A 20,825-nucleotide genomic window follows, 5' to 3' on the forward strand; every position below is an offset into this window, starting at 1 on the left:
CCGCACAAGAGGAGGATCCAGTGAGCACGAACTCAGCCCCTGTCGTCGTCGGTGTCGACGGGACACCGGCATCGGACCGAGCGCTCCAGTGGGCGATGGACGAGGCGGTCGTGCGCGGCTGCCCGCTCACCGTCGTCCACGCCTGGACGTACGAACCGCTGACCGACTGGCACGAAACCAGTGCCCAGCAGGCGCAGGCCGACTCGGAAGCGGTGATCGAGAAGGCGGTGCGGACGGCGTCGGCCGGTCGCGCCGAGGTGCCGGAGATCGTCCGGCAGAGCCTGCGCGGCTTCGCGGCCGAGGTGCTCGAGAAGGCGTCGGACGGCGCGGCGATGCTGGTCGTCGGGTCGCACACCGGTCACCCGGTGCGCCAGATCGTGCTGGGCTCGACCAGCATGCACTGCGTGCGGCACGCGCACGCCCCGGTCGTCGTCATCCCGGTGCGCGACCGCGAACTCGCGGAGACCAGCCGATGAAGGCGAAGGAGGTGGTGGTGCGGCCCCTCGTGTCGGTGGGGCCGCGTGACTTCGCCCGCCACGCCGAGGGACTCATGGACGACTTCGCGTTCACGATGCTGCCCGTCATCGACGAGGGCGGCGTCTTCCTCGGCGTGGTGACGAAGTCCGGCTGCGTGCTCGGCAGGAACGGGGTGCCCTCACCGCGGGTCGAACAGGTGATGGCGCAACCGAAGCTCACCGCGGGCCCGGACATGGACGCGGAGACGCTCTTCAGCGCGATGAGCCTCTACGAGGTCCTCTGTGTACCGATCATCGACGAGGGACGGGTCATCGGCATGGTCACCCGGCGCGACGTTCTTGAGGCCATCAGCCACGACGATCCCCATCTGCGAGCCGGCAATGCCGGTCACCACGGTTGACCGCGACGACGTCGGGCATCACGGCCTGCCGGTGCCCGACGTCGTGCTGCTCACGGAGACCGACTCCGACACCGGGCTCTCGACCGAGCGGTGGCGGCAGCGGCTCGCCGAGCTCGGGCCGAACGAGCTGCCGCCGCGCCGGGGGCAGAGCTGGGTGGTGCGGCTGCTGCTGCAGCTGCACCACCCGTTGATCTACGTGCTGCTGGCCGCCGCGACGATCACCGCCGTGCTCGGCGAGGTCGTGGACGCCTCCGTGGTGTTCGCTGTCGTCGTGGTCAACGCGATCATCGGTTTCGTCCAGGAGGCCCGTGCCGAACGGGCGCTGGACGCGCTGGTCGCGATGGTGCGCACCGAGGTGACCGTCGTGCGCGACGGAGTGCCGATGCGGGTGCCTTCGGCGGAGCTGGTTCCCGGTGATGTCGTGCTGCTCGACGCGGGCGATCAGGTGGGCGCCGATCTGCGGCTCGTGGGCGCGCGGGAGCTGCGCGTCGACGAGTCGGCGTTGACCGGCGAGTCCGTGCCGGTGACCAAGGATCCTCTTGTGCTGCCACCGGAAACCGCGTTGGCGGATCGCACGAACATGGCCTACTCCGGCACGCTGGTGACGTCCGGCAGCGGGCGCGGGGTCGTCGTGGCCACCGGCGCGGAGACCGAGATCGGCCGCGTGCACCGGCTCGTGAGCACGACGGCGACCGTGCAGACCCCGTTGACCCGCAAGCTCGCGCACTTCAGCCAGGTGCTGACGGTCGTGATCCTGGGCCTCGCCGCGTTCAGCGTGGTGGTCGGGGTCCTGCGCGGCGAGCCGTTCGCCGAGATGGTCACCGCGGCGGTGGCGCTGGCCGTCGGCGCGATCCCCGAGGGACTGCCCGCCGCGGTCACCGTGACTCTCGCCATCGGGGTGGCGAGGATGGCTCGGCGCAACGCGATCATCCGCAGACTGCCCGCGGTGGAGACATTGGGCAGCACCACGGTGATCTGCACCGACAAGACCGGAACGCTGACCGCCAACGCGATGACCGTGAACGCGGTCGTGGTCGGTGGTGTGCGGTACGACGTGTCCGGAATCGGTTACGCGCCAACAGGAACGTTCACACCGTCGGCGAACGCGGCCGTGCGCGACTGCCTGCTCGCCGGACTGGCGTGCAACGACGCCCGGATCGTCGAGGACGACGGCCGCTGGCAGCCCGTGGGCGACCCGACCGAGGCCGCGCTCGTGGTGGCCGCGCGCAAGGCTGGGCTGAGCGCCGAGGACGTGCCGGAGCGGGTCGACGTGCTGCCGTTCAGCTCGGAACGGCTGTTCATGGCGACCAGGCACGCGAACGACGTGATCTACGTGAAGGGCGCCGTCGAACGCGTCCTGGACCTCGCCGGGCTGGGGCACAGCGCCGAAGCGGAGGAACTCGCGGCCGCGGGGCTGCGGGTGCTCGCGATCGGCCGCGCTGCCGGCGCCGAGCTGACCGAGGAAGGCCTGCGGGGAACCGTGGAGCTGCTGGGTTTCGTCGCGATGCACGACCCGGCCCGCCCCGAGGCGATCGAGGCCGTGCACGCCTGCCAGGCCGCCGGCATCGAGGTCAAGATGATCACCGGCGACCACCCGGCCACGGCCCGCGTGATCGCCGCCGAGTTCGGCATCTCCGACGTGCACGCCCGCGTCGCGCCGGAGGAGAAGCTCAGGCTGGTCACGCAGTTCCAGGCGGACGGCCAGGTCGTCGCCATGACCGGTGACGGCGTGAACGACGCTCCCGCGCTGCGGCGAGCGGACATCGGCGTGGCGATGGGCCGCGGCGGCACGGAGGTCGCCAAGCAGGCGGCGGACATGGTGCTGACCGACGACAACTTCGCCTCGATCCGCGCCGCCGTCGAGGAGGGCCGGGCCGTCTTCGACAACCTGCGCAAGTTCATCATCTGGACGTTGCCCACGAACATGGCGGAAGGCCTGGTGATCCTCACCGCGATCCTGCTCGGCGCGGCACTGCCGATCCTGCCGGTGCAGATCCTGTGGATCAACATGACGACCGCCGTCGCGCTGGGACTGACGCTCGCCTTCGAACCGCGCGAGCCGGACGTGATGCGCAGACCACCGCTCCCGCCGTCGTTGCCGCTGCTGACGCGCACGCTCGTGGGCCGGATCCTGTTCGTGTCGGCGATCCTGCTGGCGTGCTCGTTCTGGGCGTTCCGCTGGCAGCTGTCGGCCGGCGCGTCGCTGGAGGTCGCGCGCACGGTCGCGGTCAACGTGTTCGTCGGTGCCCAGATCTCCTACCTGGCCAACTGTCGTTCGCTGGTGCGGATCCGGCCGCGCACCGGCCCGAACCGGTGGCTGCTCGTGGGAGTGGCGCTGACCATCGGCCTGCAGTTGCTGCTGACCTACGTGCCGTTCATGAACTCGTTGTTCCACACGGCTCCGCTCGGCTGGCAGCCGTGGCTCGTGGTGTTCGGGTTGAGCGCGGTCTCGTACGTGCTGGTGGAGCTGGACAAGTGGCGGCACCGCCTGCTGCGGGGTTCGTGATGAAGCGGGAGGTCTACGAACGGGAGCTGCTGCGGCTGCAGATCGAGCTGGTGCGGCTGCAGGAGTGGGTGCGCGACACCGGGGCCCGGCTCGTGGTCCTGTTCGAGGGCAGGGACGCGGCGGGCAAGGGCTCGGCGATCAAACGGATCACCGAGCACCTCAACCCGCGCGTCGCCAGGATCGCCGCGCTGCCCGCACCGAGCGAACGTGAGCGCACCCAGTGGTACTTCCAGCGCTACGTGGCCCATCTGCCCGCGGCCGGCGAGATCGTGCTGTTCGACCGCAGCTGGTACAACCGCGCGGGCGTCGAGCGGGTGATGGGCTTCTGCACGCCGGACGAGCACAGGGTGTTCCTCCGGCAGTGCCCCGTGTTCGAGCGGATGCTCGTGGAGGACGGGCTGCTGCTGCGCAAGTACTGGTTCTCGGTCAGCGACGCCGAGCAGGAACGCCGCTTCCGCAAGCGCCTCTCGGACCCGTTGAAGCGGTGGAAGCTCTCACCGATGGACCTCGAGTCGTTCGCGCGCTGGGAGGACTACTCCCGCGCCAAGGACGAGATGATGGTGCACACCGACATCGCCGAATCCCCTTGGTACGTCGTCGAAGGAGACGACAAGCGGCGCGCGCGGATCAACATGATCGCGCACCTGCTCGGCACGATCGAGCGTCACGACGTGCAGGCGCAGGAGATCGTGCTGCCGCAACGCCCTGCGTCGCAGGGCTATCACCGCACGCCTCGTGCGTTGCAGCGGGAGGTGCCGGACTGGGCCGGCGGCCTCGACGTCACGCCGTGATCACCTGGTCCGCGGACTGCACGTAGTGACGCGGCCATCGGCGGTGCTGCCGGCACGAGGCGCGCGCCGTGTCCTCCTCGGCCGGCATCACGGCGAGACGGCGGTCGCGGACGGACGTTCTGCAGGGCTTTCGAAGTCCGTTTCAGACTCCGGCCCCGCCGACGGTGGCGACCACCGCACGGCGACTCCTTTGACCCCGAGACCACGGGCTCATCCGTGACGCGACCAAGGTCCCTGGGGATCCGGGCGCCCACGCGGAAATCTTGGTACCGGAGGTGGACCATGACCGCGAAACCGATGACCAGGCTCGTCCATCAGGCCTTTCCCTACCGCAACAAGCTCGCGACGACAGGTGACCGGATCGAGGGTGCCGTGCTCGCGGCGGGTGTCGCGGTCGCGTTGCTGGCCGTACCGGTGGTGGCCGCGACCGGCTCCGAGGTCTACGCGACGCACCGGGCCCAGGTCGCCGTCGAGCAGGCGAGCAGACACCACGTGGACGCCGTGCTGATCGAGGACGCGCCGCCGACGATCGGCTCCACCGAGCGTGGTGGCGTCGTCGAGTCGACGCCCGTGCTCGCGCGTTGGCGGCTGCCGGACGGCAGTGCCCGCGAAGGCGTGGTGCAGGCGCACTACGACGCGAAGGCGGGCGCGAAGGTGCCGGTCTGGATCGACCGGAACGGCGCGGTGACCGTGCCGCCCATGACGAACGAGGGTGCCGCGATCAACGCGATCCTGCTCGCCCTCCTGCTGTGGGGCGGCACCGCCGGTTCGATGACGTTGCTGTACCTGGCCGTGAGGTTCGCGCACCAGCGGATCCGCGAGCGCCGGTGGGGGACCGAATGGCTGCGGATCGCTCCGGAGTGGACGGGGCGGTGAGCCTGGTGAGCGTCCCCATCGGACACGAGAACGTCGTCGTGGTCGGGCTCGACGGATCGGACTCCGCGGAGCGTGCCGTCCGCTGGGCCGCCGTGGAGGCCGTGCGGCGAGGTGCGCCCTTGCGCATCGTGCACGCCGAGCTGGCGCTGCCCGCCGACGCGCTCGACATGACGGGCATGGCGCGCGCCGCGTTGCACGAGGAAGCGATGTCCTGGGTGCAGAAGGCCGCCGCGGAGGCGCAGGAGGTCGCACCGGGAGTCGACGTCCAGGTGCACGTCGAGGTGAACACCGCCGCCTGGTTGCTGGAGCAGGAGTCCGCGACCGCCGCGCTCGTGGTGGTCGGCTCGCGCGGCCTCGGCGGGTTCACCGGCCTGATGGTCGGGTCGGTCGCCGTCGCGTTGTCGTGCCACGCGAAGTGCCCGCTCGTCGTGGTTCGCGGCGCGGACCCGGTGCCGGACGGGCCGGTGGTCGTCGGGATCAACGGCTCCCCGCAGAACTGGCACGTCCTGGACCGCGCGTTCGAGGAGGCGGAAGCACGCGGCACGTGGCTGGTGGGCGTGCACGCCTGGCATCCACCGATGCGCAACGCACGGATCGCGGAGTCCATCGGCATCGTGTGGACTGAGCTCGACAACGTCCGCCAAGCGCTCGTACGGCAGCGCCTGGAAGCCTGTGCCGACCGGCATCCGGGCGTGCGGGTGGAAACGCACGTCGTGCACGGTTCGCCCGCTCAGCGGCTCGTCGAGCACGCGCAGGGGGCCTCCCTGCTCGTGGTCGGCTCACGGGGCGCCGGTGGCCTGCGGGGGACGCTGCTCGGGTCGACGAGCCAGGCGGTGCTGCGGCAGGCGCCGTGTCCTGTGCTTCTCGTGCGGCCTGCCCTGGACGAACAGATGGGCGCCGTCGGCGGAGCCGACTGGGAAACGGGGCGCCGCCGATCGCGGTGCCCCGTTTCCGCGGTGCCGTCACCGCAGCCAGGGGTTGGACTTGACCAGCGGTAGGCCTGCCCACCAGGTGGCGAGGCCCCACGTGGCGCCCGAGGCCGTGGCGGCCACCACGATCAGCACGAGCGCGTAGATGACGTGGTACTCGATGAGCGGGTTGGTGGACATCGTGAGCTCACCGGCGGAGTCGTGCTGCGCGGGCGGCCACTCGGCGGCCCACATCAGCAGCATCATCAGCGAGCCGGTGACGGCGGCGACCCTCAGGCCGATGCCGAGCACCAGCGCGACACCGATCGCCAGCAGCCCCACCATGAACAGCGTGTCGGCCCACCAGGCGCCGGCCCAGTCGCGGAACGTCTCCTGGAACGGTCCCACGTTGACACGGCCCAGGAACCCCTTGGTGGGCGAGCCTCCGGAGAACCACGCGTTCTTCTCCTGCGTGGCGTAACCGAGGCCGAAGGCCTTGTCGAAGAACGCCCACAGGAACAGCAGGCCCGTCGCGATGCGCAGCACCGCGAGGGACGCGGCGCCTACGTCGGTGCGCGTGCGGACTGCTGCGTGAACAGTGGACATCGTTACCTCCCAATTGTTTTCGAGTCGTCGGCGGCGTGGTGCGAGCTTCGCTCGCGAGGGGACGCGGACCCAGGGTCCTTGGGACCTCAGCGGGCGGAGACGAGCTGTTGCGCGATTTCGTACGCCCACAGTTCGATCTCGTCCCAGTCGCGGTAGTCGCCCGCCATCGGACCGTTGGCCATCTTCTTCGCGAAGAATCCGACAGCGGTCTGCGGCGTGAGCCTTCCGCCGAACGTCTTCGGTTCGTCCGCTCCGATCCGTGCCGCCAGGTCCCTGACCTTGCGCGGAGCGCGTTGCGGGACCTGTTCCGTGCCCAGCGGTCCGCTGTGGAACAGCCACACCGGACGCCGCGCGAGCAGATCCGCGTTGCGCTGCAACAGCTTGACCGCCTCCGGCCGCCAGCGTCCCGCGTAGAGCGCGCTGCCGACGATGACCGCCTTGTAGGGCAGGACGGAGCGGACGTCGGCGGCGTCGAGCACGTCCACCTCGTGCGAGGACGCGCGGATCCGTGCGGCGATCGCCTCGGCGATCTCCCTGGTGCCGGACATCTTGGTCGCATAGGCGACGAGAATCTCAGTCATACCACCACTTTCGACGGCACCGTCCGGCCGGGACAGAGCCCTTGTGCTCCTCGGCGCCGGGACACCGGGTGCTGACGTCGATCTGGTGGCCTGCGCGACCGCGGCGGGCTGAAGGCGTGCGGGCACGAGGTGGTGTTGCGTCCGTGGACGAGGTGACCGACGGCTGACGGAGCCGGGCAGCGCGTTGCGCGTTGCCCGGCTCCGTCGTGTCACGGCAGGGTGCGCGCGATCAGGTCGGCGAGATCGATCGTGCGGTTGGCGTAGCCCCACTCGTTGTCGTACCAGCCCATCACCTTGACGATGTTCCCCTGCGCCTTGGTGAGCGACGCGTCGAACACGCACGACGCCGGGTCGGCGATGATGTCGCGGGACACGACGGGATCCGTGGTGTAGCGCAGGATGCCCTTCAGGTGCCGGGCGGCCGCCTCGGCGAACGCGCTGTTGACCTGCCCGGCGGTGGCCGGTTCGGCGAGCCGCACGGTGAGGTCGGTCAGCGAGCCGTCCTCCACCGGCACCCGCACGGCGAGCCCGTCGAGCTTCCCGTCGAGCGACGGGATGACCTGGCCGATCGCGCGGGCCGCGCCGGTGGACGTCGGGATGATGTTCACCGCCGCGGACCGGGCCCGGCGCAGGTCCTTGTGCGGGCTGTCGAGCAACGCCTGGTCGTTGGTGTAGCTGTGGATCGTCGTCATCAGGCCCTCGACGATCCCGAACGACTCGTCCAGCACGGAGGCCATCGGCGCCGCGCAGTTCGTGGTGCAGGAGGCGTTCGAGATGATGTGGTGCGACCCCGGGACGTAGGTGTCCTCGTTGACGCCCAGCACGATCGTGGCGTCGACGTCCTTGCCGGGAGCGGTGATGAGCACCTTGCGCGCACCGCGTTCGATGTGGACGCCCGCCGCCTCACGGGTGCGGAACCTGCCCGTCGCCTCGATGACGATGTCGACACCGAGCACGCCCCAGTTGAGGTCGTGAGGATCGGCGTGCCCGGTGACCAGGATGCTGTGCTCGTCGACGGTGATCCTGTCGTGGTCGGCGGTGACGTGCCGGCGCCACGGCCCGTACGTCGAGTCGAACGCGAGCAGGTGGGCGAGCGTGTCCGGGGTCGTGATGTCGTTGACGGCGACGATCTCGATCGCCGTGTCGTGACGGTCGACGGCGGCGCGCAGCACGTCCCGGCCGATGCGGCCGAACCCGTTGATGGCAACGCGAACCGGCATGATGGGGTCTCCTTAGCGGGGAACGGGGAGCGGAGCGGGTGCCATCGGCTCCGAGCGTGGTGACGCGCGGCGTCTCGGACCGGGCGTGGTCGTGGAAGCTTCCTGGGATCAGCGGTGGTTGCGCAGCAGGAGCCGGCGTTCGGCCGACCCGATCGCCGCTCGGGCCGCCGGCACGGCGTCGGGGTTGACCGAGATCGACGTGATGCCGAACTCGACGAGCTTCTCGGCGAACTCCGGCTTGTTGGACGGTGCCTGTCCGCACAGCGACGACGTGATGCCCGCGTCCCGTGCGGCACCGACGATGCGGCCGATCATGTCCAGCACGGCGGGATCGGACTCGTCGAACAGGTCCGCGCACAGCTCGGAGTCGCGGTCGACGCCGAGCATCAGCTGCGTGAGGTCGTTGCTGCCGATCGAAACCCCGTCGATGCCGGACCGCGCGTACTCGGGGATCCAGTACGCCACCGAGGGAACCTCGGCCATGACCCACCGGTGCAGGCCGCGCTGGCGGCCGAGCGGGCTGCGGTCGATCTGCTCCAGGCAGGCGTCGAGCTCCCACTTCGTGCGGACGAACGGGATCATCAGGTGCAGGTTGGGCGTCTGCTCGCGAACCCGTGCCAGCGCTTCGAGTTCGAGGCCGAAGAGCATCGGGTCGTCGACGTATCGGTAGCAGCCGCGGTAGCCGATCATCGGGTTGTGCTCGTGCTTCTCGAACTCGTCGCCGCCCTTGAGCTCACGGAACTCGTTGGTGCGGAAGTCCATCGTCCGGTAGACGACCGGGCGTGGCGCGAACGCGTGGGTGATCTGCAGCAACGACGTCGTCATCGCGTTCAGGAAGTCGTCGGCTCCGCGCTGGGCGAGGAACCGGCGCGGGTGCTCGGCTCCGAGCGCCTCGGTCAGCATGAACTCCGCGCGCAGCAGGCCGACTCCGTCGACCGGCATCGCGGCCACCTCGGCGGCGTGCTCGGGAAGCGCGAGGTTCACGTAGACCCGTGTGCCAAGAGCCTCGAACGACGGCGTGGCGGGGGCGACGATCCGCGGCGCCGTGGTGATCGGTGCCGCGCCCGCGCGGACCTCTCCGGCACTGCCGTCGACGGTGACCTGCTGGCCCTCCTTCAACACCGAGGTGGCCGAACCGGTGCCGACGACGCACGGCACGCGCAGCTCGCGGGCCACGATCGCGGCGTGACACGTGATGCCACCGCCGTCGGTCACCACGGCCGAGGCACGCCGCATCGTCGGCACCCAGTCGGGGTTGGTCATCTCCGCGACCAGCACCTCGCCGTCGCGCAGCCGCCCGCCCTCGTCGGGGGAGCGCAGCACCCGCACGCGGCCGGACACGATGCCCGGTGAGGCGCCCAGACCGGCGACGAGCGGGCCGTTCGAGACAGCCGCCGCGTCGGGCAGCGTCGTGATGGGCCGCGACTGGACCAGCCAGGTCTTGCCGTCGGCGATAGCCCACTCGGTGTCCTGGGGTTCGCCGTAGTGGCGCTGCACCCGCGTGCCGAGCTGCCCGATGGAGATCGCCTCCGCCTCGGTGAGCACCTGGGCGTGGGACTCCTCGGTGGTGAGCTCGATCCGCTCGTCGTTGCCGTTCGCCCCGCGCACGATCTTGTGCGTCTTGCGGCCGATTCGAGTGTCCACAAGGGACACGGTGTCGCCGTTGCGGCGCAACACGTACGTGTCCGGCTCGACCGAACCGCTGACCACGACCTCGCCCAGCCCGAACGACGCCTCGACGAGCATCTTGTCGCGGTCGCCGGTGGACGGGTCGGCGGTGAACATGACGCCGGAACGCTCGGAGTTCACCATCTTCTGCACCACGACGGCGATCGCGGGCTCGTCGGTGATGCCCTGTTCGGCGCGGTAGGCGATCGACCGCGTGCCGAACAACGACACCCAGCAGTCCAGCAGCCGGTCCAGCAGCGCGTGCGGGCCCCTGGTGTTGGTGAACGTGGCGTTCATGCCCGCGAACGACGAACCGGCGGTGTCCTCGGAGGTGGCCGACGACCTGACGGCCACGGACTCGTCGTGGCCGAGGTCGCGGTAGGCCTGCAGCACCGCGTGCCGCACGTCGTCGGAGACCCCGGCCTTGCGCACCAGCTCGCGCATCCGCTCGGCGCACTCCTCCAGCCGCTCCGGCGGAGTCGCGCGGTCCAGCGCGATCATGAGCTCCGCGGCGAGGTCGTCGCGGACCTGGCTCATGGAGGTGAGGAACGCGTCGGCGGTGACGACGAAACCGGGCGGTACCGGCAGCCCGGCCCTGGTCAGCTCACCGAGGTTCGCGCCTTTCCCGCCCGCGATGCCGGTGTCGTTCTTGCCGAGCGTGCCGAAGTCGCGGATGTAGGTGGTCACGGTGGTGGTCACTTCTGCTCCTGACGGGTGAGGACGTCGACGAGGGGGCGGCGGGGCGTGGCGGGCAGCGGGTCGGCGTTGAAGGCGGCCCAGCCGACGCGGATCACGAGCTGAGGGCAGGTCGACCCGCCGAGCACCTGGTCGCGCACGAGCTCCCTGGTCTCGACGACCTCCAGCGGCTGGCTGAGCGGGCACGTCGCGAGCCCGGCCGACGTGGCCTCGAGCAGCACCGCGCTCGTCGCCTCGCCGGCGCGCAGCCGCGACAGCACGTCGTCGGACGAGGTGCTCAGCACCAGCAACGACCCGGCGTCCTGGCCGAGCAGCCGGTTGTCGGCCTGGAGCAGCTCACCGGGCGCGAACTCGCGCAGCCGCAGATCGCCGTACTGCCGCGACCCGGCCGGGATGTTCGCCGCGGGAACGCCCGCGGTGGCGCCGGGGTAGACACCGGTCCACTCGCGGATCTCGGCCCGGTACGCCGGATCCGACTCCTGCGCTTCGGCAGCCCTGACGACCGCCGCCAGCAGTTCGGAACGGGCCCTGCCGACGACCTCGTGAGCTTCCACGCCTTCGGCACGCGCGGCCCTGACCAGCTGGTCGATGATCCCCTCTGGCACGGACCACGACGAGAACGCGCGACGGTCCGTGCGCCGGCGCGGAATCGCCGCCGCGAGGGCGATGTGCGGTTCCCTGGGCTGGCGGGCCTCGAACTCGACGGCGGCCAGGTGGTCCGGCATCGCGGGGTTGGGCAGCCGGTGCACGATCGCCTTCCACCCCAGCGCGGCCAGCCCGACGCGCAGGTGGTGCAACGCGGCACCGCAGCTGACGACCAGATCCGCGCCCAGCGGGTCGATCGCGGGCAGGTTGCGCGCGAGGTCGGCGTAAAGGTGCAGGCTGTGCGCACCGAGTTCCCAGCGCCACGGCTGGGAGTTGTGCACCGAGGGCGCGCGGCAGGCGAGTGCCAGTGCCGCCCGCACCGTGTTCTCGTCCGGCTGACCGCGGTCCATCCGGCTCACCTCCAGGTCGAAGTCCCTCCGCTCAAACCTCGCAGCGCCGCAGGTCGCGGGTGAGGGGCCTAGGTCCCCGGCGAGGCGGGACCGGGGTCCCGCGCGACGACGCCTTTGGCACGTGTCCGCCGCATTCCACCGCGGGAAGGCTGGAGCCGACCAGAACCACGGATCGCCGGAGGATGTCATGCGTGAACCGACTGTTTCCTCGCTGATGACGCGGGAGGTGATCACCGCGGACGTCGGCGCCTCGTTCAAGGAGCTCGTGCAGCTGCTGGAGGACAACGGGATCAGCGCGGTCCCGATCCTCGACGGCGGGTATCCCGTCGGCGTCGTGTCGGAGGCCGACCTGATGCCGAAGGAGGAGTACCGGGGCGGCACGACCGAGGCACCCGGCCTGTTCGCCGGGCGCGCGGAGAAGCACCGCTTCGAGCAGTCCGGCGGAGTGACCGCCCGCGACGTGATGACCAGCCCGGTCAAGAGCATCGCGCCGGACACCACGGCCAGCGCCGCGGCACGGGAGCTCGCTTCCTCCGGTGTGCGCAGGCTGTTCGTCATGGACTCCGACGGCGCGCTGGTCGGCGTGCTGTCCCGCCGCGATCTGCTGAAGCTCTTCCTGCGCGACGACGAGGAGCTGCGGACGGTGATCCGTGACGAGATCTTCGGCCGGATGCTGTGGGTGGATCCGTTCAGCGTCGACGTCGAGGTGGCCGAGGGCGTGGTGACGCTGAACGGAGACCTCGAACGCCAGAGCGAGGTCGAGATCGCCGAACACCTCGTGCGCTCGTTGCCGGGCGTGGTGGACGTGCACAACCGGTTGCGGCCGAGCTGGAACGACACCGTGCACACCCGCCAGACCGAGATCTTCGGGTGAGGCCGATATGAGGACGCGAGACGTGATGACGACCGACGTCGTGGTCGTGAACCCGCAGACCGCCGCCCGCGAGGCCGCCCGGCTGCTCGCCGATCACGGGTACACCGCGCTGCCCGTGGTCGACGACTCCGGTGACCTGGTCGGCATCGTCAGCGAGGCGGAGCTGCTGCGCGACCGACTGCCGCAGGACCCGCGCTGGCTGGTGCACGGCGAACCGCCCGTGGCACGGCACGTTCCGGCGGACCTGGTGTCCGAGGTGATGACGAAGCCGTGGACGGTGACCCCGAACACCGACCTCGCCGAGGTCGCCGACCTGATGCTGCGGCACGACATCCGCAGCGTGCCGGTGGTGCGCGACGGGCGTCTGGCGGGCATCGTGACCCGCCGCGACCTGCTGCGCTCGATCAGCCGCGCCGACTGGATCATCGAGGCCGAGATCCGGCACCGGCTGGGCGTGATCGGCGACCCGCACCGCTGGACGGTGGAGGTGACCGGCGGCCGCGTGTCCATTGTGGACAAGATGGACAACGCCACCGACCGGCACGTCGCCGAGGTGCTCGCCCGCGCGACCGCGGGCGTGACCGACGTCCGGATCGCCGCGCCGGAACGGATCTGACCGTGGCCAGGCACTGGAGTGAACTGTCGGCGGGACAGCGCAAGGCCCTCGTGGCACTGGGTGTCGTGCAGGTGCTGCTGGCCGGCGCGGCGTGGACCGACCTGGCCCTGCGGCCCTCCGAGTTCGTGAAGGGCCGCAAGGTCTGGTGGGCGTGGGCGATCCTGGTGAACTTCGCCGGACCGCTCGCCTACTTCCGCTGGGGCAGAAAGGCCTAGCTCAGTTCATAGGCGCGCATGATGGTCTGCTGTACCGAGTTGCCGCCGGCGTCGGTCGCGGTGGCGCGCAACGACACCGTGCGGGCGTTCGGCGGATGGTGCAGTACGGCGTCCCAGCCGCCAACATCGGGAATGAGCTGCACGGGGTACCAGGTGGTCCCTTCGTCGTAGGAGGCGAACACCGAGATGCCCATAACGGGCGACGGCGGCGCGCCCGCGACGCGCTGAACCGTCACCGGCACGCGGAAGTCCTGCCCCGCCGGTGCCGTGTTGTGCTCGTCGACCGGCGGCGCGAAGCGGACCACCTGCAGCGGCAACGACATCTGCGTGGTGTCGTCGACGCGGCCGGAGTGGAACGTCCACTCCGCGCTGATCCTCGGCGAGAGCGGCGTGCCCGCCGACGACTGCTCCGCCTCGGCGACCAGCCGGTAGCGGCCCGGTTCCGGCGGGACCTGGGCCCAGGCGCTGACGTTGCCGAACGGGATGGAGCCCGGCCCGATCAGGTCGTGGTCGCGGAACAACGACACGGTGCCGGTCATGCCGGGCAGGTAGCCGGAGTGGTCCGGTGACTGGTCGCCGTACAGCGGGATCTGGAAGAGGACCGTGTTGCCGTAGCGGTAGGCCGTGCTGTCCACGGGGGCGAGGCTCGGTCCGAACACCGCGGCGTTCCACCGTTCGACCCGCGGACCTGCCGCCGGATACGTGGTGTTGGCGATCTGCTGCGACAGGAACGTCTCGTTGTCGTCGGCGTAGGTGTTGAAGTAGGTGTACCAGGTCCACGGGCCGGGGGAGCGGTATTCGGTCCGCACGCCGGGAAGCGGGGTGACGAGCGAGTTCCACGGGACGACGAACCAGCCGTCCGAGATCGGCGAGACGGTCTTGACGGCGTGCTGCCGCACGGTTCCCTGCACGGCGCTGCGGGCCTCGACGACGGCGAGCTGGTCGTCGCGCACCTGCCACACCGGTGCGGGGATGTCGCCTTTCTGCTCGAACACCAGGTGGTAGGTCCACGGGCTCGCCAGTTTGTCCTTTTCGGACACGAGCACCGTGCCGAACGTGCTGCGGCACCCGGCTCCGGCCTCGTCCTTCGCCGGTGCCACGCGCAGGTCCGCCAGCCGTGCCGCCGAGGCGCTGAACATCGCCTTGCCCGCCGGGGTCTCGCAGGCGACGGTGAGCATGGCGCCGAGATCGGTGCTGTCCGTGCGGTCCGCGGAGACCCGGGACGGGATCGCGGTGCGCGCGTCGAGGACGAACGTGCTGTCCTTGCCGACCGATACGGTCCGCACGATCGCTGACACCTGCCAGGTGTCCGGCCTGGCACCAGGTTCGAAGACGTTCGTGGCGAGCAGATGACGCCCGGCGGGCACCCGTGCCGACAACCGGCCGTCACCGCGTTCGACCGTGCGGCAGCGTTCGCCCGTCTCGAGGCTGACGCAGACCGGGTAGCCGGTGACCGGCTTTCCCGCGGTGTCGAGCGTGACCACGTCGATGTCGTGGTGCGGCACGGCTTCCTTGGTCAACGCGATCGGAACGCGGATCACGTCGCGCTCCTCCGCGGAGGAACCGGTCAGCCATCCGCTGTAGTTGCCGGCCGGCGCCTGGGGATCGGGCCGCGAGCGCACGCTGACCTGCGCGGTGCCCCCTGCCGGCACGTCGACGCGCTGCACGTCCGTGATGAACATGCCCGCCGGAGCGGGGTTCTTCGCGGCATCACGGACGTCCAGGGCGAGGCCGAGGCTCACCGGTGAGCGCCCGGTGTTGTGCACGGTCACGACCTGACTCGAGTCCTTGTCGTAGACCTGGCCGAAGCTCACGCCACCAGGGCTCGCGTGGACGTTCTGGCTGACGAGCCTCGCCACGTCGACCCGCCCGGCGCCCTGTGCGTACACGGTCTCGCCCGCCACGGCCTTCGTCGTGCTCATGAGCGCGGCCTTGAGCTCGGGCGCGTGCCAGCCAGGACGGCTCTCGGCCAGCACCGCGGCCGCCGCGGCCACGTGCGGCGCCGCCATGGACGTGCCCGACGCCGTGGTGTAGCGGTCGTCCACGGGCGTGCCCATCTCGGTGTCCTTCGCCCGTGCCGCCGTGATGTCGACGCCCGGCGCGGTGATCTCGGGCTTGAGCAGGCCGTCGATCGCGCGCGGGCCCCGTGCGGAGAACCCGGCGACGACGTCCTGCTTGGTCACCGCGCCGACCGTGAGCGCTTCCCGTGCGGCAGCGGGCGAACCCAGCACGGCGGGGTTGTTCCCCGCGGCGACGACGAACAACGCCCCGGTCTGCTTCGTGAGCCGGTCGACCGCGACGGACATGACGTCGTCACCGGCGCTGGGCACGCTGGTGCCCAGACTGAGGTTGACGATCTGGGCGCCGTTGGCCGTCGCCCACTCCATGCCCGCGACGACCCACGACAGGAAGCCGGAGCCCGAGTCGTCGAGCACCTTGCCGGACAGCAGGGACGTTCCCGGCGCACCACCGCGATAGCGGCCGGACGTGCTGCGGATGATCGAGGAGACGTGCGTTCCGTGGCCGTACCGGTCGGCGGTGCCGCTGGTGCTGCCGGTGAAGTCGCGCGCAGCCACCACGGCACCGGTGAGGTCGGGATGGCCGTCGTCCACACCGGTGTCGAGCACCGCGACCTTGACGCCCTTGCCGGTGTACCCGGCCGACCAGGCCGCGGGCATGCCGATCTGCGGCATGCTCTCGTGCAGCGACACCTGCACCTTGCGGTCGAGCCACACCCTGCTCACGCCGGGCGCCGTCAGCTTCGGCCACGTCGCGGCCGCGTCCCGCACGCGCAGGGCGGAACCAGGCAGGCTCGCCAGGTGCCGGGCGTCGCCACCCGACGCGAGGGACGTGACCTCGTCGCCGTGCTGCACGACCACCCGCAGATCATTCTGCGCGAACAGCTGTGGCACGTCGAACAGCTGCTCGTCGACCTTTCCCGTCGCCACGAGCCGGGCCGCGTCGGAGGGAATGACGTAGTGGTGACCGGGAATCCCGTACTGGACGAACTGGACCTGGGCACGTCCGCGCGCCGGTCGTGGACGATAGGTGGTTCCGCCGCCTGGAATCCTGTGCTCCACCACCTGGTCCCCGGTGATCAGCGTGATGGTTCTGTCCTTTTCGGACACTGGACCGCCCGCCGGCGGATCGGCGGAGGAGGGCGGCGCAACGGCGAGTGACACGCACAGTCCGCACGTGACCGCCCAAGCTCGGAGTCGCATACCGATTGGTCTACGCCAATTTGAGGCGCAGCACAGGGGCCAGTCGCAACTGGCCCCTTACGTCAGGCCGGGTTATTGGTGTAGACCAATTGTCATGCCGAAGTTCGCCCACTTCAGCCTGGACGGAGTCCGCAGGCTGAGCAGTGTCGCGGAGTTCAGCGTGACGGACCCGGCCGTCACGCTGATCCGCGTCGATCGCCTCGGCGTGGTCCACCAGGCGAGGTCACCGGCCGAGAAACGCGCCATGCTCACCGCCGCGTCGGACGGCGACCTGGTGCTGGCGGGAGGACGCGAGGTGGTGGCGGTCGACGACATCCCCGCGGCCCGCGCTCAGGCCTGCAGCACCACCTTGAGCGCCCCGCTGTCGCCCGCGTTCTCGAACACCTGATAGGCCTTTTCCATCTCGTCGAGCGCGAACCGGTGCGTGATGAACCGTTCGCCGTCGATCCGGCCAGCCTCGACCATCCGCAGCAACGTCGGCGTGGACGCGGTGTCCACGAGCCCGGTGGTGATCGTGACGTTGCGGATCCACAGGCTCTCCAGGTGCAGCGTCGCCGGTTTGCCGTGCACGCCGACGTTCGCGACGTGCCCGCCCGGCCGCACGAGCTTCGTGCACAGCTCGAACGTCTCCGGCACGCCCACCGCCTCGATCGCCACGTCGGCACCGAGACCGCCGGTGACCTCGCGGACCACGCGCCCGGCTTCGTCCGCGCTCGACGCGGTGATGTCGGCACCGAACTGCTTGGCCGCGTCGAGCCGCGTGGGGGAGAGGTCGACGACGACGATGTGGCTCGGGCTGTAGAGCTGCGCGGTCTGCACCGCCGCCAGCCCGATCGGCCCCGCGCCGACGATGACGACGGTGTCCGCCGGTTTCACCGCGCCGTTGAGCACGCCCACCTCGTACGCGGTGGGCAGGATGTCCGCGAGCACCACGGCCGAGGTGTCGGAGACGTCGTCGGGCAGCCTGTGCGTGGAGGTGTCGGCGAACGGCACGCGCACGTACTCCGCCTGCACGCCGTCGACCGTGTGGCCGAGGATCCAGCCGCCGCCACCGAGGCACTGGCCGTAGCTGCCGGTACGGCAGTACCGGCACCGCCCGCACGTGGTGATGCACGAGATGAGCACGCGGTCTCCTCGCTGCAGTCCGGTGACGGACGCGCCGACCTCCTCCACCACGCCGACCGCCTCGTGACCGAGGATCCGGCCCGGCTCGACCTCGGGCACGTCACCCTTGAGGATGTGCAGATCGGTGCCGCAGATCGTGACCGCGGTGACCCGCACGATCGCGTCGGTCGCATCCTGGATCTCCGGCCTGGGCACCTCTTTCCACTCGCGCCTGCCGGGGCCGCCGTAGACCAGCGCCTTCATCGGTACCTCCTGGTGAGTCGCTTGCTTCCCAAGGCTTGTCGCGCGTCGAGGGGTCGCGCAGAGACCGGGGTCCCGCCGGGGTGAGGACCTAGTGCCCGCCGGCCGCGTGCCCTGGGGAGGTGGGATCGGCCTGGCTTCCGGCGGACGCTGCTGACAGCGACCAGTCCACATCGGAGTGAGGAGTCCGCCGTGAGCACAGAGATCGCGGGACCTGCCGCGTCGACACAGCCAGGACCAGGCGGATCACGCCCGTCGCGGTTCGGGCTGCCCACCGCGATCGCGCTCGTCGTCGGTTCGGTGATCGGCACCGGCGTGTTCGGCCTGCCCGCGGCACTCGCGCCGTTCGGGCCGGTCAGCCTCGTGGCGTTCGTGCTCGTCACGATCGGGGCGCTGGCCCTCGCGGTGACGTTCGGCGCGCTGTCCAAGCGGATCCCCGGTTCCGGTGGCCCCTACGCCTACGCGCGGGACGCGTTCGGCGAGTTCGCCGGATTCCTCAACGCCTGGTGCTACTGGATCACGGCGTGGGCGGGCAACGCGGCGATCGTCGTGGCGCTGGTCGGGTACGCCGAGGTGTTCGTCAACACCGAGCACAACGTCGGCTGGTCGATCGTCATCGCCTTGGCCGGCCTGTGGATTCCGGCGCTGGTGAACCTCTCCGGACTGCGGAACATGGCCGTCACGCAGATCCTGTCCACCGTGCTGAAGATCATCCCGTTGCTGTTCATGGCCACGATCGGCCTGTTCTTCGTGAAGTCGGCGAACTTCGGCGCGTTCAACGCCAGCGGCACGTCGATCGGCGGCGCCATCTCGGCGGCCGCGGCGATCGCGTTGTTCAGCTACATCGGCATCGAGACCGCGTCGGTGGCCGCCGGTCGTGTGCGGGATCCCGAGCGCAACGTCGGCCGCGCCACGGTGCTCGGCACGATCGGCTGTGCCGTCGTGTACGTCCTCGGCACGCTGACGGTGTTCGGCACCGTGCCGAATTCTTCCCTGCGCGACACCAAAGCCCCGTTCACGGACGCGGCCAACGCGATCTTCGGCGGTGAGTGGGCAGGGCAGACCGTGGCGATCGCCGCCGTCGTCTCCGGCCTCGGCTGCCTCATCGGCTGGACGCTGATCGTCGGGGAGATGCCGATGGCCGCGGCGAAGGACGAGCTGTTCCCCAGGGCGTTCCTGCGCACCCGCGGCGACATCCCGAGCTTCGGCATCATCAGCTCGACCGTGCTGGCCTCGGCTCTCGTGGTCGTCAGCTACACCAGCTTCGAGCAGGTCTTCACCACGCTCGTCCTGCTGTCGGTGTTCACCGCCGTGGTTCCGTACCTGTTCAGCGCCGCCGCGCAGCTGTTCTGGCTGCTGGTGCGCGGACGCAGGGCCGAATGGCCGCACCTGGTCCGGGACGGCGGCGTGTCGGTGCTGGCCCTGGCCTTCGCGTTCTGGGCGCTGGCCGGCAGCGGCTACCAGGCCGTCTACTACGGCTCGGTCTGCCTGCTGCTCGGCGTGCCGCTCTACATCTGGCTCAAGGCCGGCCGCGGTGAGTACGGCGAGGTGAAGGCATGACCCTCGGCGTCGGCTCGGAGGTCGGCACGCTGCGCCAGGTCGTCGTGCACCGGCCGGGGCTGGAACTGAGCAGGCTGACCCCGCGCAACTGCGACGAGCTGCTGTTCGACGACGTGCTCTGGGCCGCGAAGGCCAGGGAGGAACACGACCACTTCGCGGATGTCCTGCGCGGCCGCGGAATCACCGTGCACCACACCGGAACCCTGCTCGCCGAGACGCTGGCGCTGCCGGAGGCGCGGTCGTTCGTGCTGGACCGCGTCTGCACGCCGGAGCTGCTCGGCCCGACCCTCGTGGCCCCGGTGCGGGAGTTCGCCGAGAAGGTCGACACCGACCAGCTGGCCGAGCTGCTCGTCGGTGGCGTCACCCGCGCCGACCTCTCGCCGCTCGGCGCGCACAGCCTGCGCTGGAGCTCGCTCGCCCTGGACGACTTCGTGCTGCCGCCGTTGCCGAACACCCTGTTCCCGCGCGACAGCTCGGCGTGGATCTACGGCGGCGTCACGATCAACCCGATGGCCAAGGCCCCGCGCCGCCGGGAGTCCCTGCACTGCCAGGCGATCTACCGCTTCCACCCGCTGTTCTCCGACGCCACGTTCCCCACCTACTACGGCGCCGACGACGCCAACCACCAACCCGCGACGCTCGAAGGCGGCGACATCCTCGTCCTCGGCCGCGGCACGGTGCTGATCGGCATGGGGGAGCGGACCACCCCGATGGGCGTGGAAATCCTGGCGCGCGAACTGTTCCGCACCGGCCAGGCCACCTCGGTGATCGCCGTGCAGCTGCCGCGCTCGCACGCGCTCATGCACCTCGACACCGTCATGACCATGCTCGACACGGCGACGTTCATCCGCTACCCGCAGCTCGACCCGGCGACGCTGCGGACGTGGCTGATCACCCCCGCCGACCCGCGCGAGGTCGTCGAACGCGGCTCGGCCGGCCTGCGCGTCGAGGAACGCGACTCGGTGTTCACCACGATCGCCGAGCAGCTCGGCACCCGCGTCCGCGTGCTGTGCGCGGCCGAGGACGCCCGTGCCGCCGAACGCGAACAGTGGGACGACGCCAACAACTTCCTCGCCCTCGCGCCCGGTGTCGTCGTCGGCTACGAGCGCAACACCGTCACCAACACGATGCTGACCGACCACGGCATCGAGGTGATCGGCATCCCCGGCAACGAACTCGGCCGCGGTCGCGGCGGCGCCCGCTGCATGACCTGCCCGATCCAGCGCGACGGCATCTGAAAGGACATCTCG

19 protein-coding genes are annotated in these 20,825 nt (G+C 70.5%); 12 read left to right on the top strand and 7 right to left on the bottom strand.

Features of this window, described 5'->3' with window-relative positions; translation table 11 throughout:
• Nucleotides 1-20 precede the first annotated feature (20 nt).
• The 6 genes from IEZ09_RS24325 (at nt 21) to IEZ09_RS24350 (ending at nt 6,048) form a co-directional block, all read left to right on the top strand.
• Complete coding sequence (locus IEZ09_RS24325; protein WP_229812901.1) at nt 21-476, top strand: universal stress protein; 456 nt, start codon at nt 21-23, stop codon at nt 474-476.
• Nucleotides 473-877 (top strand): CBS domain-containing protein, encoded by a 405-nt coding sequence (locus IEZ09_RS24330; protein ID WP_189256059.1) that lies wholly within the window; start codon nt 473-475, stop codon nt 875-877. The genes IEZ09_RS24325 and IEZ09_RS24330 overlap by 4 nt, the downstream gene beginning before the upstream one ends.
• On the top strand, nt 858-3,383 hold the full coding sequence (locus IEZ09_RS24335) for an HAD-IC family P-type ATPase (protein ID WP_189256060.1): 2,526 nt from the start codon (nt 858-860) through the stop codon (nt 3,381-3,383). Before IEZ09_RS24330 ends, IEZ09_RS24335 begins: the two co-directional genes overlap by 20 nt.
• Nucleotides 3,383-4,174: a polyphosphate kinase 2 gene (ppk2, locus tag IEZ09_RS24340; protein WP_189256061.1), complete on the top strand. Its 792-nt coding sequence runs from the start codon at nt 3,383-3,385 to the stop codon at nt 4,172-4,174. Before IEZ09_RS24335 ends, ppk2 begins: the two co-directional genes overlap by 1 nt.
• 282 nt (nt 4,175-4,456) lie before the next feature.
• Nucleotides 4,457-5,050, top strand: a complete 594-nt coding sequence (locus IEZ09_RS24345; RefSeq protein WP_189256062.1) for an Rv1733c family protein — start codon at nt 4,457-4,459, stop codon at nt 5,048-5,050.
• Between the two features lie 5 nt (nt 5,051-5,055).
• Nucleotides 5,056-6,048, top strand: coding sequence for a universal stress protein (locus IEZ09_RS24350; RefSeq protein ID WP_189256063.1), 993 nt, complete (start codon nt 5,056-5,058; stop codon nt 6,046-6,048).
• Here IEZ09_RS24350 and IEZ09_RS24355 read toward each other — a convergent pair.
• The 5 genes from IEZ09_RS24355 to IEZ09_RS24375 all read right to left on the bottom strand — a co-directional run bounded on the left by IEZ09_RS24355 (nt 6,013) and on the right by IEZ09_RS24375 (nt 11,724).
• The gene (locus tag IEZ09_RS24355; protein WP_189256064.1) at nt 6,013-6,564 is read right to left on the bottom strand and encodes a DoxX family membrane protein; all 552 of its coding nucleotides are present in this window, start codon (nt 6,562-6,564) and stop codon (nt 6,013-6,015) included. The genes IEZ09_RS24350 and IEZ09_RS24355 overlap by 36 nt on opposite strands.
• Nucleotides 6,565-6,650: 86 nt before the next feature.
• Nucleotides 6,651-7,145, bottom strand: a complete 495-nt coding sequence (locus IEZ09_RS24360; protein ID WP_189256065.1) for a flavodoxin domain-containing protein — start codon at nt 7,143-7,145, stop codon at nt 6,651-6,653.
• A 209-nt stretch (nt 7,146-7,354) separates the two neighbouring features.
• Nucleotides 7,355-8,365: a type I glyceraldehyde-3-phosphate dehydrogenase gene (gene gap, locus IEZ09_RS24365; RefSeq protein ID WP_189256066.1), complete on the bottom strand. Its 1,011-nt coding sequence runs from the start codon at nt 8,363-8,365 to the stop codon at nt 7,355-7,357.
• A gap of 108 nt (nt 8,366-8,473) precedes the next feature.
• Entirely contained in the window at nt 8,474-10,732 is a 2,259-nt protein-coding gene (gene ppsA / locus IEZ09_RS24370) for a phosphoenolpyruvate synthase (RefSeq protein WP_229812902.1), read from the bottom strand.
• Entirely contained in the window at nt 10,729-11,724 is a 996-nt protein-coding gene (locus IEZ09_RS24375) for an Acg family FMN-binding oxidoreductase (RefSeq protein WP_189256067.1), read from the bottom strand. The genes ppsA and IEZ09_RS24375 overlap by 4 nt, the downstream gene beginning before the upstream one ends.
• 187 nt (nt 11,725-11,911) lie before the next feature.
• Between IEZ09_RS24375 and IEZ09_RS24380 the strand changes: the two genes are divergently transcribed.
• Genes IEZ09_RS24380 through IEZ09_RS24390 form a run of 3 tightly spaced genes read left to right on the top strand, consistent with a single transcriptional unit; the run spans nt 11,912 to nt 13,429 of the window.
• Nucleotides 11,912-12,598 carry a CBS domain-containing protein gene (locus IEZ09_RS24380; RefSeq protein ID WP_189256068.1) on the top strand — a complete coding sequence of 229 codons (687 nt, stop codon included), beginning with the start codon at nt 11,912-11,914 and terminating at the stop codon, nt 12,596-12,598.
• Nucleotides 12,599-12,623: 25 nt separating this feature from the next.
• Nucleotides 12,624-13,214, top strand: coding sequence for a CBS domain-containing protein (locus tag IEZ09_RS24385; RefSeq protein WP_189256110.1), 591 nt, complete (start codon nt 12,624-12,626; stop codon nt 13,212-13,214).
• A 2-nt stretch (nt 13,215-13,216) separates the two neighbouring features.
• Complete coding sequence (locus tag IEZ09_RS24390; protein ID WP_229812903.1) at nt 13,217-13,429, top strand: PLDc N-terminal domain-containing protein; 213 nt, start codon at nt 13,217-13,219, stop codon at nt 13,427-13,429.
• Here the strand turns inward: IEZ09_RS24390 and IEZ09_RS24395 are convergent.
• A complete protein-coding gene (locus IEZ09_RS24395) occupies nt 13,426-16,611 on the bottom strand; it encodes a S8 family serine peptidase (protein ID WP_189256069.1) in 3,186 nt (1,061 codons plus the stop codon). The two genes, IEZ09_RS24390 and IEZ09_RS24395, sit on opposite strands and share 4 nt — an antisense overlap.
• Before the next feature lie 133 nt (nt 16,612-16,744).
• On the opposite strand from IEZ09_RS24395, the gene IEZ09_RS24400 reads away from it, so the two are divergent.
• Nucleotides 16,745-17,038, top strand: coding sequence for a hypothetical protein (locus IEZ09_RS24400; RefSeq protein ID WP_189256070.1), 294 nt, complete (start codon nt 16,745-16,747; stop codon nt 17,036-17,038).
• Here IEZ09_RS24400 and IEZ09_RS24405 read toward each other — a convergent pair.
• On the bottom strand, nt 16,981-18,018 hold the full coding sequence (locus IEZ09_RS24405; protein ID WP_189256071.1) for a zinc-dependent alcohol dehydrogenase family protein: 1,038 nt from the start codon (nt 18,016-18,018) through the stop codon (nt 16,981-16,983). The two genes, IEZ09_RS24400 and IEZ09_RS24405, sit on opposite strands and share 58 nt — an antisense overlap.
• 189 nt (nt 18,019-18,207) lie before the next feature.
• Here IEZ09_RS24405 and IEZ09_RS24410 point away from each other — a divergent pair, with 189 nt between their 5' ends.
• Both IEZ09_RS24410 and IEZ09_RS24415 read left to right on the top strand, forming a co-directional pair.
• Nucleotides 18,208-19,575 carry an amino acid permease gene (locus tag IEZ09_RS24410; protein ID WP_229812904.1) on the top strand — a complete coding sequence of 456 codons (1,368 nt, stop codon included), beginning with the start codon at nt 18,208-18,210 and terminating at the stop codon, nt 19,573-19,575.
• On the top strand, nt 19,572-20,813 hold the full coding sequence (locus IEZ09_RS24415) for an arginine deiminase (protein ID WP_189256072.1): 1,242 nt from the start codon (nt 19,572-19,574) through the stop codon (nt 20,811-20,813). Before IEZ09_RS24410 ends, IEZ09_RS24415 begins: the two co-directional genes overlap by 4 nt.
• The last annotated feature ends 12 nt before the right edge of the window (nt 20,814-20,825 follow it).

Origin of the sequence: Lentzea flava (genome assembly GCF_014648475.1) — a bacterium.
Classification (GTDB): domain Bacteria; phylum Actinomycetota; class Actinomycetes; order Mycobacteriales; family Pseudonocardiaceae; genus Lentzea; species Lentzea flava.